The 17,930-nt window shown below is 71.0% G+C and carries 16 protein-coding genes; 8 read left to right on the top strand and 8 right to left on the bottom strand.

Annotation, left to right across the window (positions count from 1 at the left end):
• Positions 1-3: 3 nt before the first annotated feature.
• The 3 genes from Ato02nite_RS45345 to Ato02nite_RS45335 are packed head-to-tail and all read right to left on the bottom strand — an operon-like array spanning position 4 to position 4,051.
• A complete protein-coding gene (locus Ato02nite_RS45345; RefSeq protein WP_213012923.1) occupies positions 4-2,478 on the bottom strand; it encodes a polynucleotide kinase-phosphatase in 2,475 nt (824 codons plus the stop codon).
• On the bottom strand, positions 2,475-3,836 hold the full coding sequence (locus Ato02nite_RS45340; protein ID WP_213012922.1) for a 3' terminal RNA ribose 2'-O-methyltransferase Hen1: 1,362 nt from the start codon (positions 3,834-3,836) through the stop codon (positions 2,475-2,477). The genes Ato02nite_RS45345 and Ato02nite_RS45340 overlap by 4 nt, the downstream gene beginning before the upstream one ends.
• Positions 3,837-3,880: 44 nt before the next feature.
• Positions 3,881-4,051 (bottom strand): hypothetical protein, encoded by a 171-nt coding sequence (locus Ato02nite_RS45335; protein ID WP_213012921.1) that lies wholly within the window; start codon positions 4,049-4,051, stop codon positions 3,881-3,883.
• Positions 4,052-4,263: 212 nt separating this feature from the next.
• On the opposite strand from Ato02nite_RS45335, the gene fbaA reads away from it, so the two are divergent.
• Together fbaA and Ato02nite_RS45325 are read left to right on the top strand one after the other, a co-directional pair.
• Positions 4,264-5,289, top strand: a complete 1,026-nt coding sequence (gene fbaA / locus Ato02nite_RS45330) for a class II fructose-bisphosphate aldolase (protein WP_213012920.1) — start codon at positions 4,264-4,266, stop codon at positions 5,287-5,289.
• Between the two features lie 105 nt (positions 5,290-5,394).
• On the top strand, positions 5,395-5,916 hold the full coding sequence (locus tag Ato02nite_RS45325) for a hypothetical protein (RefSeq protein ID WP_213012919.1): 522 nt from the start codon (positions 5,395-5,397) through the stop codon (positions 5,914-5,916).
• 1 nt (position 5,917) lies between these two features.
• Here the strand turns inward: Ato02nite_RS45325 and Ato02nite_RS45320 are convergent, their stop codons facing one another.
• Positions 5,918-7,117: an LOG family protein gene (locus Ato02nite_RS45320; protein ID WP_213012918.1), complete on the bottom strand. Its 1,200-nt coding sequence runs from the start codon at positions 7,115-7,117 to the stop codon at positions 5,918-5,920.
• A gap of 18 nt (positions 7,118-7,135) precedes the next feature.
• Between Ato02nite_RS45320 and Ato02nite_RS45315 the strand changes: the two genes are divergently transcribed.
• Together Ato02nite_RS45315 and Ato02nite_RS45310 are read left to right on the top strand one after the other, a co-directional pair.
• Positions 7,136-8,113, top strand: coding sequence for an ADP-ribosylglycohydrolase family protein (locus Ato02nite_RS45315; protein ID WP_213012917.1), 978 nt, complete (start codon positions 7,136-7,138; stop codon positions 8,111-8,113).
• Positions 8,114-8,158: 45 nt separating this feature from the next.
• Positions 8,159-8,581, top strand: a complete 423-nt coding sequence (locus Ato02nite_RS45310; protein WP_213012916.1) for a DUF3151 domain-containing protein — start codon at positions 8,159-8,161, stop codon at positions 8,579-8,581.
• 4 nt (positions 8,582-8,585) lie between these two features.
• Here Ato02nite_RS45310 and Ato02nite_RS45305 read toward each other — a convergent pair whose 3' ends face one another.
• The 3 genes from Ato02nite_RS45305 to Ato02nite_RS45295 all read right to left on the bottom strand — a co-directional run bounded on the left by Ato02nite_RS45305 (position 8,586) and on the right by Ato02nite_RS45295 (position 12,548).
• Complete coding sequence (locus Ato02nite_RS45305; protein ID WP_213012915.1) at positions 8,586-10,214, bottom strand: MinD/ParA family ATP-binding protein; 1,629 nt, start codon at positions 10,212-10,214, stop codon at positions 8,586-8,588.
• Between the two features lie 62 nt (positions 10,215-10,276).
• Entirely contained in the window at positions 10,277-11,251 is a 975-nt protein-coding gene (locus tag Ato02nite_RS45300) for a diacylglycerol kinase family protein (RefSeq protein ID WP_213012914.1), read from the bottom strand.
• 4 nt (positions 11,252-11,255) lie between these two features.
• A complete protein-coding gene (locus Ato02nite_RS45295) occupies positions 11,256-12,548 on the bottom strand; it encodes an adenylosuccinate synthase (RefSeq protein ID WP_213012913.1) in 1,293 nt (430 codons plus the stop codon).
• Positions 12,549-12,665: 117 nt separating this feature from the next.
• Here Ato02nite_RS45295 and purD point away from each other — a divergent pair, with 117 nt between their 5' ends.
• Positions 12,666-13,907 carry a phosphoribosylamine--glycine ligase gene (gene purD / locus Ato02nite_RS45290; RefSeq protein WP_213012912.1) on the top strand — a complete coding sequence of 414 codons (1,242 nt, stop codon included), beginning with the start codon at positions 12,666-12,668 and terminating at the stop codon, positions 13,905-13,907.
• Positions 13,908-13,928: 21 nt separating this feature from the next.
• On the opposite strand, the gene Ato02nite_RS45285 is transcribed toward purD, so the two are convergent.
• Positions 13,929-14,381: an SCP2 sterol-binding domain-containing protein gene (locus Ato02nite_RS45285; RefSeq protein WP_213012911.1), complete on the bottom strand. Its 453-nt coding sequence runs from the start codon at positions 14,379-14,381 to the stop codon at positions 13,929-13,931.
• Positions 14,382-14,513: 132 nt separating this feature from the next.
• Between Ato02nite_RS45285 and Ato02nite_RS45280 the strand changes: the two genes are divergently transcribed.
• Genes Ato02nite_RS45280 through purB form a run of 3 tightly spaced genes read left to right on the top strand, consistent with a single transcriptional unit; the run spans position 14,514 to position 17,814 of the window.
• Complete coding sequence (locus tag Ato02nite_RS45280) at positions 14,514-15,068, top strand: ArsR/SmtB family transcription factor (protein WP_246608125.1); 555 nt, start codon at positions 14,514-14,516, stop codon at positions 15,066-15,068.
• Positions 15,065-16,396: an MFS transporter gene (locus Ato02nite_RS45275; RefSeq protein WP_213012910.1), complete on the top strand. Its 1,332-nt coding sequence runs from the start codon at positions 15,065-15,067 to the stop codon at positions 16,394-16,396. Before Ato02nite_RS45280 ends, Ato02nite_RS45275 begins: the two co-directional genes overlap by 4 nt.
• Positions 16,393-17,814: an adenylosuccinate lyase gene (purB, locus tag Ato02nite_RS45270; protein ID WP_213012909.1), complete on the top strand. Its 1,422-nt coding sequence runs from the start codon at positions 16,393-16,395 to the stop codon at positions 17,812-17,814. Before Ato02nite_RS45275 ends, purB begins: the two co-directional genes overlap by 4 nt.
• The last annotated feature ends 116 nt before the right edge of the window (positions 17,815-17,930 follow it).

Below are 17,930 nucleotides of genomic sequence, written 5' to 3'. Positions count from 1 at the left end.
CTTTCAGAGGCGCGGGTCGACCGGCTCCGACTCGGCGGCCAGGATCGCGAAGACCAACTCGTGCACCCGCCACACCGGTGCGCCCTCGGCCAGCCGATCCAGCGCGGCGAGACCCAGCCCGTGTTCGCGCAGCGCGAGACTGCGCTTGCGGCCGAGGTTCCGCTTGCGCAGGCGGGTCAGCTGTTCCGGGCGGGTGTACTCGGGACCGTAGATGATCCGCAGGTACTCCCGGCCACGGCACTTCACGCCGGGCTGCACGAGCCGGCCCTTCGTGTCGGTGACCGCCGGCCCGCCGTACGGCTTGATGACCATGCCTTCGCCACCCGCCGCGGTGAGCGAGAGCCACCAGTCGGTGGCGTCGGCCTCGGCCGACGCGTCACCGAGATCCACGATCATCCGCCGGGTCGGCGTGAAGATCTCCGGGTCGGCCGCGACCAGGCGGTCCGCCTGCGCCAGGTGCCAGCCATGGTCCTTACGGGCGTACGAGACACCGGCGCCCGCCAGGACCGCGAACGGAGCGAGCGTGATGCCGGTCAGGCCGTCGGTCGGCCGCACGTAGGCCCGGTAGGCCGCCGAGTAGCCGTCGATCTCGGCCGAGCGCAGCTCGATCCGGTCCCGCAGCGCGGACACGTCGAGCCCGCGCGCCGCGACCCGGTCGAGCACCTCCAGCGCCGCCGGCAGGGCGTGCCGGCCGGCCGCACCCACCCCGGCGTAGTGCTCCCGGATCAGCCCGCCCGCCTTCGCCGACCAGGGCAGCAGCTCGCAGTCGAGCAGCAGCCAGTCGGTGTCGAGGTCGTCGAAGAGCCCGGCGGCCGCGGCCCGGACCCGTTCCAGCAGCGGCCCGTCGAGCGCGGGGCCGAAGAACGGGCGGCCGGTCCTGGTCCAGATCGCGTCGCCGGTGCCGATGCGCGACACCCGGACCACGGCCCGGGAGCCCATGTGCTTCTCCTCGCACACGACCCGGTCGACCCCGGCCGCCCGCAGGTCGGCGAAGGCCGTCGACGGGTGCTCCAGGTAGCCGTCGAGGGTCGAGGTCGAGCAGGGTGCCATCGTCGGCGGCAGCCAGACCAGGGTGGCCGGGTCGAGCGCGAACCGGCTCATCACCTCCAGGGCGGCGGCCGCGTTCTCGGCGTCGACGGTGACCCGCCCGTACCCGTAGTCGATGTGCCGCCGGCCGGTGACGTCCGCGAGGTCGAGGCCCTCGTCCGGCTTTGCCGAAAGGCCGGCGAGCGGGCGTACGGGGGCGTAGTACTCGCGGGCCGCCGGTACCGACACCAGTTCCCGGGTCGGCCAGCGCAGCGCGGTCAGTGAACCGCCGAAGACGCAGCCGGTGTCCAGGCAGATGGTGTTGTTGATCCACTCCGGGCGCGGGGTGGGCACGTGGCCGTAGACGACCGCGGCCGAACCGCGGTAGTCGCGAGCCCACGGGTAGCGGACCGGCAGACCGTACTCGTCGGTTTCGCCGGTGGTCTCGCCGTAGAGCGCGAAGCTGCGCACCCGGCCGGACGCCCGGCCCTGGTAGGCCTCCTTGAGGCCGGCGTGCGCGACCACCAGCTTGCCGCCGTCCAGCACGTAATGGCTGACCAGACCTTCGATGAAGGTCTTGACCTCGGTGACGAACTCCGGCGGTTCCGCCGCGAGCTGCGCGAGAGTCTCCGGCAGGCCGTGGGTGAGCTGCACCTGGCGGCCGTTCAGCTTGCGGGCCAGCTTCTGCTCGTGGTTGCCCGGCACGCAGATCGCCGTGCCGGCCGCGACCATGGCCATCACCAGGCGCAGCACGCCCGGCGAGTCGGGCCCGCGGTCGACCAGGTCGCCCACGAAGACGGCCGTGCGGCCCTCCGGGTGCGCGGCGTCGGGCCGGGTCATGTCGTAGCCCAGCTTGCCGAGCAGGGTCACCAGCTCGGCATGGCAGCCGTGCACGTCGCCGATGATGTCGAACGGGCCGGTCAGCTCGCGCTTGTCGTTGAACAGCTTCTCGTAGCGGATCTCGGTGGCCGCGATCTCGTCGGTGCCGCGCAGCACGTGCACCTTGCGGAAGCCCTCGCGGGCCAGCGACCCGAGCGAGCGCCGCAGGTCGCGGTGCATGCGGGTGAGGACCTGGCGGCCGAACGTGCGGTCGGCGCGGCCCTGCGTGCGCTCCCAGGCCAGCGACTCGGGCACATCGAGGACGATCGCGACCGGGAGCACGTCGTGCTCCCGGGCGACCTTGACCAGCCCGGCCCGGGCGTGCGGCTGGAGGTTGGTGGCGTCGACGACGGTGAGCCGGCCGGCCGCGAGGCGCTTGCCGGCCACGTAGTGCAGCACGTCGAAGGCGTCGGCCGAGGCGGACTGGTCGTTCTCGTCGTCGGCGACCAGCCCCCGGAAGTAGTCGGAGGACAGCACCTGGGTGGGCTTGAAGTGGGTGCGGGCGAACGTCGACTTGCCGGATCCGGAGATGCCGACCAGCGCGACGAGCGCGAGCTCCGGTACGTCGATCATGAAGTCACCTCCGTAATCGTGAAGATCGCCAGCTGGGTGGGTGCGCCGGTGGTCTCGTGCTCGTCGCCGACCGGGCGGAAAGCGACCCGGTAGCCGTGGTTCTCCGAGACCCGACGGGCCCAGGCCTGGAACTCGGCGCGGGTCCACTCGAAGCGGTGGTCCGAGTGGCGCATCCCGGTCAAGCCCTCGTAGTGGACGTTGTACTCGGCGTTCGGCGTGGTCACGATGACCGTGCGCGGCCGGGCGTGCCCGAACACGCTCGCCTCCAGGGCCGGCAGCCGCGGCGGGTCGACGTGCTCGATCACCTCCATGAGCACGGCCGCGTCGTAGCCGCGCAGCCGGTCGTCGCGGTAGGTGAGGGCCGACTGCCAGATCTTGATGCGGTCCCGCTGCCGGTCGGGGAGCCGGTCCAGGTGCAGCCGGCGGGCGGCCTGGTCGAGCGCCCGGGAGGAGACGTCGGTGCCGACGATCTCGGTGAACCGGCGGTCCTTGACCAGGGCGGCGAGCAGCGCGCCGGCACCGCAGCCGAGGTCGAGCACCCGGGCGGCGTCGGCGTCGGCCAGCGCGGCCAGTACCGCGTCGCGGCGCTGCTCGGCCAGCGAGACCTTGCGGGCGACCGGCAGCTCGGCCTCCTCCTCGACCGGGGCGGAGTCGGCATCGAGGCGGGACAGCGCCGACTCGGCCAGATGCTTGCGGTGCGCGAGGTAACGACGGGCGATCAGCACCTTCTCCGGGTGCCCGCCGAGCCAGCCCTCGCCCGAGCGCAGCAGCTTCTCGATCTCGTCGGGCGCCACCCAGTAGTGCTTGCCGTCGTCGAGCACCGGCAGCAGCACGTACAGGTGGTTGAGGGCGTCGGCCAGCCGGACGGTGCCGGCCAGCGTCAGGTCGACGTAGCGGCTGTCGCCGCCGATCTCCGGCTCGAACGGGATCGGCGCCGCGGTCACCTGCCAGCCGAGCGGCCCGAACAGTCGCTCGGCCAGCTCGGTGGTACCGCGCAGCACCGGCACCCGGATCTCCAGCGGAATGGCCTCGGCGGCCAGCTCGGGACGGTCCTTCGAGGCGCCGCGCAGGGCGCTGCGGAAAACCTTGGCCAGCGCCCCGGCGAGCAGGCTGGAGGCGGCGTACGGACGGTCGTTGACGTACGCGCCGAGCTCGAACGACTCCTGCTGAGCACGCAGCCGGGCCGGATCCACGTCGAGCAGCAGCGCCGCCGTGCACCGATCCTCGGTCGCCTCGGGGTACAGCACGTACGCCGTACCGGTGGGCACGTCGAAGGTGTGGACCTTGCCGGGATGCTTGACCAGCAGGTAGCCGAGGTCGGTGGCGGGCGGGCGGGTGGTCGTCACGGTGAGCAGCACGCCCTAATGATCGGGCGCCCCGGCCGGGCCTGGCGACCCAATTGTCAGCGGTAGTCGTCCTCCAGCTCGACGACCCGGCTCTGCTCGCGGGCGTCCCACTCGGGGGCCTCGGGGTCGGGCGAAGGTTCGGCGTCCTCTTCGAGGCGTGCGCTGGCGGCCTGTTCGGCGGCGTCCGCCTCCGGGGTCTCCGGGTCGATGTAATCCGGGTACGTCATGGCGCGTTCCCCTCTCGTCGTCCGTCCGGCCCCGTTTCCCCCTCAGCATGCGCGCAAACCGGTCGGCGGTAACCCCTAACCGTGAGGGTTCTGGGAGCAAGTTTCGGGGCGGTTTCCCCTCGGTTCTCGGGCTGCGGAATACTGCCTAGCTGGAGGACAGCGCGGTCCTGCCCTCTGTCTCCATTCGTGTGAAAAGAGCAAGGAGCGCACCGATGCCCATCGCTTCTCCTGAGGTCTACGCCGAGATGCTCGACCGCGCCAAGGCCGGCGCGTTCGCCTACCCGGCGATCAACGTGACGTCCTCGCAGACCCTCAACGCCGCCCTGCAGGGCTTCGCCGAGGCGGGCAGCGACGGCATCGTCCAGATCTCGACCGGTGGCGCGGAGTACGCGTCCGGACCCACCATCAAGAACATGGTCACGGGTGCCGTGGCGCTGGCCGAGTACGCCACCGAGGTCGCCAAGAACTACCCGATCAACATCGCGCTGCACACCGACCACTGCCCGAAGAACAAGCTGGACGCGTACGTCCGTCCGCTGCTCGCCATCTCCAAGGAGCGGGTCGACAACGGCCGCGCGCCGCTGTTCCAGTCGCACATGTGGGACGGCTCGGCCGTGCCGGTCGAAGAGAACCTGCAGATCGCCGAGGAGCTGCTGGCCGCCGCCGCGGCCGCGCACATCATCCTGGAGATCGAGGTCGGCGTCGTGGGCGGCGAGGAGGACGGCGTCGCCGCCGCGATCGACGACAAGCTGTACTCGACCGTCGAGGACGGCCTGGCCACCGCGGCCGCGCTCGGCCTGGGCGAGAAGGGCCGCTACATCACGGCCCTGACCTTCGGCAACGTGCACGGCGTCTACAAGCCGGGCAACGTCAAGCTGCGCCCGGAGGTCCTCAAGGAGATCCAGGACGCGGTCGGCGCCAAGTACGGCAAGGAGAAGCCGTTCGACCTGGTCTTCCACGGCGGCTCCGGCTCGCTGCTCTCGGAGATCCACGGCGCCCTGGACTACGGCGTGGTGAAGATGAACATCGACACCGACACGCAGTACGCGTTCACCCGTCCGGTCGTCGACCACGTGCTGAAGAACTACGACGGCGTGCTGAAGATCGACGGCGAGGTCGGCAACAAGAAGGCGTACGACCCGCGGGCCTGGGGCAAGCTGGCCGAGAACGGCCTGGCCAAGCGAGTCGTCGAGGCGTGCGAGAATCTCCGCTCGACGGGCACCAGCCTCTCCAAGTAAGTCGTTCGATGACGGCCGGTCCCCGTTCGCGGGGATCGGCCGTCTTCATGTTGCAGGGTTACTCAGCGGTATGGGTACGATCGTCCTCTGGTTCACTGGAGGTTCATGATCGTGCTTGGTATCGAGGGCTACGAGCCCGCCTGGCACCATGACGCGGAGGCCCTCGCGGCCGTCCATCGGACCAGATTTGTGCGGCTTATCGGCCGGAAATTGCGATCAAGCTGGCTGATGTGGGACATGGCCGAGCGGGGCTGGTTCGCCGACGGCCCGGTCATCCTCGACTTCGGACAGACGCATGTGGAGATTACTCACCGTAAGTTTGATGAGTGCGCGATCACCTGGGACCAGATCGATCTGAACCTGCCGATCGACTGGTACGAGCACTTCGACTGGCGGCCCGATCCGGTGGCGGCGCTGCGCCTGGCCCGCGGCAAGGTTCTTCGTGCCGTGAACGTGATCGAGCTGGTGACGCCGGCCGAATGGCGGCCTCGGGTGCTGCACGCGGTCGAGTTCCTCTTCGACGGCGCCCGGCTGGCGATCTACAACGCGATGGACGAGAACGGCATAACCGACCTGCCCGAGGCCGAGCTGCCCGCGACCAACTGGCGCCGCGTGCACATCGCCTGAGTCAGCGGGACAGCGCGGCCATCGCCACGTCCAGCGAGTCGGTCACCACCACCAGGTTCGACTGGTCGCCGTGCGGCGACTTGGCCAGCAGCGAGCGCAGCAGGGCCTCGACCGGCAGCTCGCGCCAGTGGTCGACGCCCAGGAAGACGAACGCTCCGGACGGGCCGTCGGTCTGGTAGAAGGTCTTCGTCGCGGCCTGGAAGATCTCCTGGACGGTGCCGGCCCAGCCCGGCGCGAAGACGATGCCACCCCGGGCCAGCCGCAGGATCGAGTCCTCCCGGACGGCGTTCGAGAAGTACTTGCCGATCTGACCGGCGAACAGGTTGGCCGACTCGTGCCCGTACAGCCAGGTGGGCAGCGCCAGACCACCGTGCCGCAGCCTGCCCACCACATCGGACACCGCCGTCCGCGGGGCCGGATAGGCCGCTCGCACCTCGAGCGCCGCCGCCGTGTACGGATCATGATCGGCGAAGTGCGGCGCCGCTGACAGCATCTCGATCGCGGCCTTGAGCTGGGTGGCCGGCCGGGCCGCGAAGTAGGCGCCGAGGTTCGCCGCCTCCATCACGCCCGGCCCGCCGCCGGTCACCACCAGCCGGCCCACCGAGGCGAGCCGCCAGGCCAGGGTGGCCGCCATCCGGTAGGGCGCCGAACCGCGCGGCGCCGCGTGCCCGCCCATGATGCCGACCGCGGCCTTCGCGTCGTGGTTGGCCACCCAGGCGGCCAGTGCCTTGCCGAGCGCGTTGTCGATGCCGGCGTCGTGCAGCCGCTGCGCGATCGCCTCGCGAATGTCCGGCCCGGCCCCGCCGTGCTCGAGGAAGTGCTGGTAGACCGCCGTGTCGTACATTCCGGCGAAGCCGTCCTGGGCGAAGCCGAAGGACAGATCTTCCGGGGTGTAGAGGGTGGCCGGGTGGGTCGGGTAGGGCTGGGCGTCGAACGGCGGCACCAGGTGCGCACCCCGGCGGATCAGGTCGATCTCCACGTCGTCGTTCGCCAGCCGGCAGCCCACGAACAGCGTGCCGGTCACGTCGACGCCGGTGAGGTCGGGCGGATCGGCGTCCAGCCGCAGACCGAGAAGGACCAGGCCGGCCAACGACCGCCGCGCCAGGTGTGACTCGAACTCGGCCCGGGACTCCACCTCGAGCGCGGTGCTGTCGAACGGACTGTCCCCGCCGAGGACGGGATGTAATGGGTCGCCGGGCATGACCGTAGGGTAGCTACCGTGCGAAATGCGGCGGGATCGCTCTATGGACTGGCCTACGGGGATGCCTTCGGGAAACCAACCGAGTTCATGGCGTACGACGCGATCGTCGCGGCCTACGGCCCGGCCGGCCCGGTCGAGCTGACCGGCACGCCCGCCTTGGTCACCGACGACACCCAGATGGCGCTCGCGGTCGGCGAATCGCTGCTGGCCGCCTCGGAGATCACCCCGGGGGTTCTGGAGCCGCTGCTGCGGCAGGCGTTCCTCGACTGGGCGGCGAGCCCGGACAACAACCGCGCCCCCGGCATGACCTGCCTGCGGGCGTGCGCGGCGCTGGCCGACGGGCGGCCGTGGCAGCAGGCGACGCAGGCGGGCTCGAAGGGGTGCGGCGCCAACATGCGGGTCACCCCGGTCGGGCTGATGCCGGGGCTGACCGACGACCAGCGGGCCGGGGCGGCTCAGTTGCAGGCCGCACTCACCCACGGCCACCCGACCGGGCTGGCGGCGAGCGAGCTCACGGCGTACGCCTGCAATTGGCTCTTGAATGGTCTTCCGCCGCGGGAACTGCTCGACGCTCTGCGGGATCGCTGCCGGCGGCAGCGGAGCGTCTACCGGGGCGACTGGCTCGGCGAGCTGTGGCGGACCTCGCTGTCCGCGTCGCCCGAGGATTTCATCGCGGTCGGCTGGGACGAATGCCTGGCGGCGCTGGCCAAGGTCGGCACCGGGAGCGGCACCGGCGATCCGTGCCTGATCACCGGCGAGGGCTGGATCGCCGAGGAAGCCCTCGCGACCGCGCTGCACTGCTATCTGATCTCCCCGGACGAGCCGGTCGCGGTGATCGGGCGCGGTGCCGCCTCCTCCGGCGACTCCGACTCGATCGCCTGCCTCGCCGGTGCGTTCGCCGGTGCGTCGCTGGGCCTCGACGCCTGGCCGGCGGCCTGGCAGCGGCAGATCGAATACACCGATCGGCTCGCCATGATCAGTAACGCGTGGGATTAGCGGGCCGCTGGGAATTCATCCTGGTCGGGCCGGTTGAATGGGGTTATGCAGAATCTGCTTCCCGAGCCGCCGGCCACCCTGCTCCCCGCCGACGTCGAGGCCGACAAGGCCCTCGCCACCGCGGCCGAGACCGGAACCGCCGACGCCTACAAGACCGTCGCCGCCGACCACCCCGCCTACAGCGGGGGCTGGGCCGCGCTGGCCGCCGACGCGCTGGAGGCCGGCGAGCCGGTCACCGCGTACGCCTACGCCCGCACCGGTTACCACCGTGGCCTCGACGCCCTGCGCCGCAACGGCTGGAAGGGGCACGGGCCGGTGCCCTGGGCGCACGAACCCAACCAGGGCTTCCTGCGCTGCCTGCACAGCCTGTCCAAGGCCGCCGCCGAGATCGGCGAGGCCGACGAGGCGGCCCGCTGCGCCCAGTTCCTGCGCGACAGCGACCCGGCCGCGGCCGACGCCCTCTCCTGAGCCGCTAGAGCCCTTCGGCGACCGCTGCGGCGATCTTCAGCCAGGCGTCCTTGGTATTGCTGGACAACTGGCCGTAGCGCAGCGGTTCGCCGGAGTCGATCAACTTCTCGTACGGCGCCATCAGCACCGCCCGGGTGCGGGCCGCGAAGTGCCGCTGGATCGCGGGCAGGTCGATGTCCTTCCGGGTCGGCGGCATCGACACCACGCTGACCGCCTGGCGGACGAGCCGTTGCCGGCCGCTCTGCTCCAGGTGGTCGAGCATCCGGGCGGCGGTCTCGGCCGAGTCGTTACGGGCCGACATGGTGATCACCAGCTGGTCGGTGGCGTCGATTGCCGCCTGCCAGTTCTGGGCCCGCACGTTGTTGCCGGTGTCCACGAAGATCAGCTTGTAGAAGCGGCTGACGATCTCCCGGATCTCGGCGAACGCGCCGGCCGTCAGCATCTCGCCGGCCGTCGCGGACTCGTCCGAGGCCAGCACGTCGAACATGCCCTCGCCCTGAGCCCGCACGTATTGCGACAGGTCACCGACCCGGCCGTGCGCGCCCCGGAAGAGGTGCAGGTCGCGCATCATGTCACGCACCGTACGGGCGTGGAAGTCCTGCTGGGCGCGCATGCCGAGGGTGCCCTGGGTCTCGTTGTTGTCCCAGGCCAGCACGTAACCGCCGCGCTTCTGGCCGAACGTCATGGCAAGCAGCAGCACGGCGACGGTCTTGCCGGCACCGCCCTTCGGGTTGACGATCGTCACCTGGCGCAGGCCACCGAAGTTGCGGCGGACCATCTCGACGTCCTGTTTGAACTCCAGCTCGCGCTTCCCCGGGGCGAGCTTGACCAGGCCGGCCGTGGTCTTCCGGAGCACCGCCCGGGGGCCCATGGTGGCGATCGGCTCGGCCGGCTTGGCCAGCCGGCGGCGGGCGAACTCCTCGGCCGTGGGGCTGCCGTCGGAGACCCACGGGAGGTCCTGGAACGGGTCGACGGGAGGCTGCCCACCGGTGTCGGTCTGCGGCGGGCGCTGCTGCGGAACCACGCGGGGATCCATCGTCGGCGGGTAGGGGCCGGCGATCGGCCGGGCCGGTCCCTGCTGCTGCGGTGGCATCGGCTGTGGTGGCATCGGTTGCTGCGGCGCTGGCGGCGGCGGCGTTTGTGGTGGCGGCGTTGGTTGTGGCGGGAACGGCGCAGGTGGCGGCGACGGCCGGTAGATCTGGCCGTTCGACGGGTCCGGGGTCGGTGGGGCCGGCGGGGGTGGCGTCTCGGGACGCGCCACGTTCGGCACCGGGACCGAAGCGGTGGCCCGCGGCGGCGGCTCCGGTTGCGCGGGCCGCTGCTGCGGGGGCTGGGACCAGGGCGAATCCGGGCTCGTGTGCACTCCGGAACCGGAGGTCGGCTCGGCCGGTGCGACGGCCGGCGGCGGCACCGGTACGGCCGGGGGCGGCACCGGGACCGGGCGGTCCGGCCGGTAGACACCGGTCGCCGGGCCCGGAATCGGCACGGCCGGTGGCGTCTGGTGCGGCACAGGCCCGCCACCGTGCACGGGAGCGTCCGGCTCCTCATCCGCCCAGAACGGTTCCACGTCCCGATCGGGGGGCGTGGGGTTCGTCCCTGGGACGTAGACGCGGTCGGCGTGCTCGTCCTCCACGGAAGCGTCCTCCCCGAGTTACCTAGCGGTATTTCAGTACTACTTCAGACTCGCACAGTAGGTCAGCTCGCGTACACCGCCCACGCCCCGGCCTCCGTCCACCAGGAACGCTTGCGGTTCATCGATCCACCGACGCCGTCGTCGAGGAACTGCAACTCGCCGTCGCGGGGCAGCACGGACACCGCCCGGCCGCGGGCCCGGCGCACCTCGATCTGGACCTTGGAGCCCCGCCGGAACCGCTGCTTGACCACCTTGGGCACCGCCACGGCCACCTCGACCCGGCCGTCGGTCGGGTCGCCATCGGTGAGCAACCGGAGGCCGTCGAACTCGGCGTAGCCGCCGCCGTTGCCGATCGCGCAGGCCAGGATCGGGTCGGTGCCGTCGGAGAGGACCTTGTCGTCCACCTCGACCCGGCCGCGCCAGGCCACCGCGCGGCCGTCGTCGTCCGCGCCGCCGACCAACGCACCGTCCACGGTGACCGATCCGCCGTCGTTGCGCAGCAGGTCGAGCCGCCGGACCGGGCCGGTCAGCACCGCCGCGGCCACCCCGGCCGGGGTGCGCGGCAGGCCCAGCTGCGCGGCCAGGTCGGTGGTGCCGGTCGCGTCGAGCGGGAGCAGCGCCACCGGCGGGAGGTCCGGAACGGTGCGGTTGGTGTCCAGGTCACCGGGGCGTTTGCTGGGCGGCGGAGCGTACCGCCGGACCAGCCGTCGCAGGACGGCCCGCAGCTGGCCGTCGACCGCGCAGGCAACCACGAGCCTGGTCTTGTTCTCGGTGTCGGGCCAGGTCAGGCCGTCCGGCCGGGGCGGGCCGTCGAAGCGTTCGAGCACCGCGTCGATCTCCGCATCGGAGCCGGCGGTGATCATCTCGACGCGCGCGCCACCGGCGGTGAGCGCCTCGGCGCACTGCAGAACCGGAACGCGCGGTGTGGCGCACGCCTCTTTCTCGGCCGAACCGCAACCGCCGCAGCCGCCGGCGCCGCACGCGTCCACCGACGGCCCCGCGCCCTCGGCCAGGCTGAGGATCACGACGTCGTACATCCGCTTACGCCCCGCCCAGCACCGAGTGGCGTTCGATGACCGCCTCGCGGCCCGGGCCGACGCCGACGATCGAGATGCGCGCGCCGAGACGCTGCTCGACGAACTCGACGAAGCGCTGCGCGTCCTTCGGCAGGTCGTCGAAGCTGCGGCAACCGGAGATGTCCTGCTTCCAGCCGGGCAACGTCTCGAAGATCGGAGTCGCGTGGTGGAAGTCGGTCTGGTTGACCGGCATCTCGTCGTGGCGCACGCCGTTGACCTCGTAGGCCACACACACCGGGATCTCGTCGAGACCGTCGTAGTTGTCCAATTTGGTCAGCGCGAAGTCGGTGACCCCGTTGATCCGCTGCGCGTAGCGGCCGATCACCAGGTCGAGCCAGCCGATCCGGCGCGGGCGGCCGGTGGTCGTGCCGTACTCGTGGCCGACCTCACGAAGGTAGTCGCCGAACTTGTCATGCAGCTCGGTCGGGAACGGGCCCTCGCCCACCCGGCTGGTGAACGCCTTGAGCACCGCCACCACCCGGTCGATCCGGGTCGGCGGGATGCCGGCGCCGGTGCAGGCACCGCCGGCCGTCGCGTTCGAGCTGGTCACGAACGGGTAGGTGCCGTGGTCCACATCGAGCAGGGTGGCCTGGCCGGCCTCGCAGAGCACGACCTTGCCCGCATCGAGCGCCTGGGACAGCTCGAGCGCGGTGTCGCCCACGTAGGGGCGGAGGCGCTCGACGTACGACAGGAGCTCGGCCACCACCTCTTCGACCTTGACCGCCTGGCGGTTGTAGATCTTCGAGAGCACCTGGTTCTTGAAGGAGAGGGCCGCCTCGACCTTCTGCCGCAGGATCGACTCGTCGAAGAGGTCCTGGATGCGCACGCCCAGGCGGTTCATCTTGTCGGCGTAGGTCGGGCCGATGCCGCGACCGGTCGTGCCGATCCGCCGGGCGCCCAGGTAACGCTCGCTGACCTTGTCGAGCGTGCGGTTGTAGGACGCGATGACGTGCGCGTTCGCGCTTATCCGCAGGCGGGACGTGTCGATGCCGCGCGCCTCGAGACCGTCGATCTCCTGGAACAGGACAGCCAGGTCGACCACCACACCGTTGCCGATCACCGGGGTCACGCCCGGGGTCAGGATGCCGCTGGGCAGCAGGTGCAGCGCGTACTTCTCGCCCTTGATCACCACGGTGTGACCGGCGTTGTTGCCACCGTTGAACTTGACGACGTAGTCGAGCCGGTCGCCCAGCAGATCAGTGGCTTTGCCTTTGCCCTCGTCGCCCCATTGGGCGCCGACCAACACGATCACCGGCACGTCTGTGACGCCTTTCCGCGTGCTTGCGTACTCGGCGAAGCCCGGGTACTGCCGAAGTTTACGCGACCGACCTGCGGTGCGACGTGCGGAAGGAGGCCGCCGGTAGGATCGGCGGTCGTGCGCGTACTTCTGATCGGATCCGGCGGGCGGGAACACGCCCTCGCCGTCGAGCTCGCTGCCGACCCCTCCGTCGAATTCCTGGCCGCCGCCCCCGGTAACCCCGGCATCGCGCAGGTCGCCGCGCTCTATCCGGTGACCGCCACCGATCCGGCCGCCGTGGCCGCCCTCGCCGTCGAGGTCGCGGCCGACCTGGTCGTGGTCGGTCCGGAGGCGCCGCTGGTGGCGGGCGTGGCCGACGCCGTGCGGGCCAAGGGCATCGCCTGTTTCGGTCCGAGCGCCGCGGCCGCCCAGCTGGAGGGGTCGAAGGCGTTCGCCAAGGACGTCATGGCCGCGGCCGGGGTGCCGACCTCGCGATCTTATGAGTGCACCTCGCCCGAGGCCGTGGACCGCGCGCTGGCCGACCTCGGTGCGCCCTATGTGGTGAAGAACGACGGCCTGGCCGCCGGCAAGGGAGTCGTGGTCACCGACTCGATCGAGGAGGCTCGCCGCCATGCCGCCGAGTGCGGCAAGGTCGTGATCGAGGAATATCTGCCCGGTCCCGAGGTCTCGCTGTTCGTGGTGACCGACGGCACGGCGTCGGTGCCGCTGATGCCGGCCCAGGACTTCAAGCGGCTGGGGGACGGCGACGCCGGTCCGAACACCGGCGGCATGGGGGCGTACGCCCCGCTGGACTGGGCGCCGGACGATCTCGTGCCCCGGGTGATGCGGGAGACGGTCGAGCCGACCCTGGCCGAGATGCGCAAGCGGGGCACCCCGTTCGCCGGGCTGCTCTACGTCGGACTCGCGCTCACCCCGGACGGCCCGAAGGTGATCGAGTTCAACGCCCGCTTCGGCGACCCGGAGACCCAGGTGGTGCTGGCCCTGCTGGACACGCCGCTGTCCGGGCTGCTGTACGCCGCCGCAACCGGCAACCTGGCCGGTTACCCGCCGCTGCTCTGGCACGACGGCGCCGCCATCACCGTGGTGGTGGCCAGCGCGAACTATCCCGGCACCCCGCGCACCGGCGACGTCATCGAGGGTGCCGAGGTGCCCGGCGTGATCCACGCCGGCACGGCCCGCCGGGACGACGGCGCCCTGGTCTCCTCGGGTGGCCGGGTGCTGAGTGTCACGGCCGTCGGCGCTGACCTGGTCGCGGCCCGCGAGTTCGCCTATGCCCTGGTCGACGGCGTCCGCCTGGACGGGGCGCAGTACCGCACCGACATCGCCCTGAACGCCGTCGAGGGCCGGATCCAGCTCTGATCCGGCCCCGTCAGCGGCCCGTCAGGCCTTGGGAATGTCGAACAGCTTGGCCACGTTGGCGGCCAGGCCCAGGTCACCCTTTGCCTTGATCTTGCCGGTCATGAACATCATCATCGGGTTGCCGTCACCGGAGACGACCTTCAGGAACGTGACCGGGTCCATGGTCATGGCGAGCTTGGGGTCGCGCTCGGGCTTGCTGGTGACCGTGCAGGCGCCGTTCTCGATCACCGTCTCGTAGGTGTCGTTGCCGCCGCCGGCGCCACCGGTGATGACCCAGTGGATGACGGCCGAGGTGTTGCCGGCCTTCTCCGCGCGGAAGAGCTGAGGCATGCGGTTGAAGACCTCGTCGAGGATCTTCGTGCGTGCGTCGCCGGACATGACCTCGGCGATCTGCGAGTCGGGCGTCGACTTGACGAGCTGCGCGAACTCCTTCGGGCCGATCGAGGAGAGCGACTCGGGGTTGAAATCAGTCATCGGTGGACCTTTCGGTATCTGCGCTGTACCTACTCGCGAGTAACCCTAGCGAGAATGCCGCTTCTCCGTGCAGTGTGCCACTCCCAAACAAGTGTTGGACAGTCGGCGCGCTGAATGCCTAGACTCCCCAACATGTCTTTGGGAGATTCGGCGTCGCCACGAGAGCAGAGCACGGCTTCGCTGCGGGCGATGGCCCATCCGGTGCGGCTGCGGATCATGTCGCTGCTGACGGCTGCCCCGATGACCGCGGCCGAGGTGGCCCGTGAGCTCGGCCTCACCCACGCCAACGCCAGCTACCACCTGCGCACCCTGCTCTCCGGCGGGCTGATCTTCGTGGAGAGCGAGGAGAAGATTCGCGGTGGCGTCGCCAAGCGTTACCGCTACGACGTCGCCCACGAGCGGGAGCGGCGGCTCAGCGAGCGCCCGCTCTCCGACGAGCAGCTGCGCATCGAGATCGCCGCGTTCGCCAACGAGCTGATCCGCCGTTCGCGGGACGCGCGCTTCCCGGCCGGCCAGAAGGTGCTGGCCGACGCCGAGCTCTGGGTCGATCCGGCGAAGTGGGACGAGCTGCGGGAACGGATCGCCCTCGCGCTGACCGAGCTGCACGGCGCGGCTCAGCCACCCCGCACCCCCGGCACCGTCCGCACCAGCACCACCGCTGCCCTGTTCGAGATGGAGTCCGAATGAACGGCCCCCTCCGCCAACGCCCCTTTCAACTCCTGCTGGCCGGCCGCACGATCAACGCGCTCGGCAACGCGTTCGCCCCCATCGCGCTCGCCTTCGCGGTTCTCGACCTCACCGGGTCCGCCACCGACCTGGGCTTCGTGGTCGGCGCCCGCACGGTGGTCAACGTCGTGTTCCTGCTGTTCGGCGGCGTGCTGGCCGACCGTCTGCCGAAAAACCTGCTGATGGTCGGCTCCAGCCTGGCGGCGGCCATCACCCAGGGCACCGTGGCGGCTCTGGTGCTCACCCACAACGCCACGATTCCGCTGCTCATCGTGCTGGCCGCACTCAACGGCATGGTCGGGGCGCTGGCCCTGCCGGCGAGCGCGTCGATCCTGCCGCAGACCGTGCCGGCGGAGATCCGTCAGCAGGCGAACGGGATCAGCCGGGTCTTCCTGAACAGCGCGGCCGTCCTGGGCGCGCCGGCGGCCGGGATCGTGGTCGCGGCGGTCGGTCCGGGCTGGGGCATCGTGGTCGACGCGGCCACGTTCGTGATCTCGGCGTTCTGCTTCGCGGGCCTCGGTCTGGCGATCGCCGCCGGCGCCGCGAAGCCGGTGAACGCGGAGATGGTCGTCGAGGAGGCGGCCGGCGGTCTGGCCGGCACCGCAGTGCCCGTACTCGAAAGTGCCGAGCCGTCGCCAAAGCGCCCCAACGTCTTTGTTGATCTTCGGACCGGATGGTCCGAGTTCCGCTCGCGGACCTGGCTGTGGGTGGTCGTGGCCGGGTTCTGCGTGGCCAACATGGCCTGGGGCGGCTCCCTCTTCGTGCTCGGACCGGTCATCGCGGACGACACCTTCGGCCGCCGGGCCTGGGGCTTCGTGCTGGCCGCACAGACCGTCGGCATGATCATCGGAGCCCTGATCGCGATGCGACTGCGCCTTGAGCGACTGCTCTACTTCGGCGTCGCCTGCTGCACGCTGATGGCCCTGCCGATCTACGTGCTCGGTCTCTATCCGAACCTCTGGGTGCTCATCGCCGGTGCACTGATCGCCGGCCTGGGGCTCGAACAGTTCGGGGTGGCCTGGGAGACGACGATGCAGGAGCACATCCCGGCCGACAAACTGGCCCGGGTCTACTCGTACGACATGGTCGGCTCGTTCGTGGCGATCCCGATCGGCGAGATGGCGATCGGACCGATCTCGCACGTGGTCGGCACCGAGGCGACCCTGGTCGGCGCCGGCATCCTCGTCACCGGCGCCTTCCTCGCCCAGCTGAGCAGCCGGGACGTGCGCACCCTGCCGCACAAGCTGCCCGAGCCGGAAAACGCGCCCGTGAAAGAATCGGTGCCGTGACGATCCCGAACGTGCTGGCCGCCCGCTACGCCTCCGCCGAGCTCACCGACCTGTGGTCCCCGGAGGAGAAGATCCGGATGGAGCGCCGGCTCTGGCTCGCCGTGCTGCGCGCTCAGCGTGATCTCGGCGTGGCCGTGCCCGAGGGCGCCGTGGAGGCGTACGAAGCGGTGCTCGACCAGGTCGACCTCCCGTCGATCGCGGCCCGCGAGCGGGTCACCCGGCACGACGTGAAGGCGCGCATCGAGGAGTTCAGCGCGCTGGCCGGCTTCGAGCAGATCCACAAGGGGATGACCTCCCGCGACCTGACGGAGAACGTCGAGCAGCTGCAGATCCGGGCCTCGCTCGAGCTGATCCGCGAGCGGGTGGTCACCACCCTGGCCCGGCTCACCGAGCGCGCGGTCGAATACTCCGACCTGGTGATGACCGGCCGCTCGCACAACGTCGCGGCGCAGGCCACCACGCTGGGCAAGCGGTTCGCCTCGGCGGCGCAGGAGCTGCTGATCGCGTACGAACGGCTGGACGACCTGATCGGGCGCTACCCGCTGCGCGGCATCAAGGGCCCGGTCGGCACCGCGGCCGACCAGCTCGACCTGCTGGACGGCGACTTCGACGCCCTCGCCCAGCTGGAGCAGCGGGTCGCCGGCCACCTCGGCTTCAACCGGGTGCTCAGCAGCGTCGGTCAGGTCTACCCACGCTCGCTCGATTTCGACGTGGTGTCGGCGCTCGTCCAGGTCACCGCCGGCCCGTCGTCGCTGGCCACCACGATCCGGCTGATGGTCGGCCAGGAACTGGCCACCGAGGGCTTCAAGCCCGGCCAGGTCGGCTCGTCGGCGATGCCGCACAAGATGAACACGCGCTCGTCGGAGCGGGTCAACGGCCTCGCGGTGATCGTCCGCGGTTACCTGTCGATGGTCGGCGAGCTGGCCGGTGACCAGTGGAACGAGGGTGACGTCTCCTGCTCGGTGGTCCGCCGGGTGGCGCTGCCGGACGCGTTCTTCGCCACCGACGGCCTGTTCCAGACGTTCCTGACCGTGCTCGACGAGTTCGGCGCCTACCCGGCGGTGATCGCCCGTGAGCTCGACCGCTTCCTGCCGTTCCTGACCACCACCAAGATCCTGGTGGCGGCGGTGCGCAAGGGCGTCGGCCGGGAGGCCGCGCACGAGGTGATCAAGGAGCATGCGGTCGGGGTGGCGCTGGCCATGCGGGAGAAGGGCGCTCCGGTCAACGACCTCTTCGACCGGCTGGCCGGCGACGAGCGGATGCGGCTCTCGCGCGCCGAGATCGACACTCTGGTGGCGGACCGGGCCGGCTTCGTCGGTGCCGCGTCGTCCCAGGTGGCCCGGGTGGCGGACCGAGTCGCCGCGATCGTGGCGGCGCATCCCGCCGCGGCGCACTACGCGCCGGCACCCATCCTGTGATCTAAATCGTGCCGCCGAGGCGCAACGGAGCTCGACCCTCACGTCGCACCTCGGCGGAGACTGCTCGAAACTCCTGCCGGACGACAGCGGGGGCGCCGCCGTCCGGCCCTACGGAG

Origin of the sequence: Paractinoplanes toevensis, from assembly GCF_018332695.1 — a bacterium.
In the GTDB taxonomy this organism is placed as follows: domain Bacteria; phylum Actinomycetota; class Actinomycetes; order Mycobacteriales; family Micromonosporaceae; genus Actinoplanes; species Actinoplanes toevensis.
This window is presented reverse-complemented; position numbering and strand designations above follow the sequence as displayed.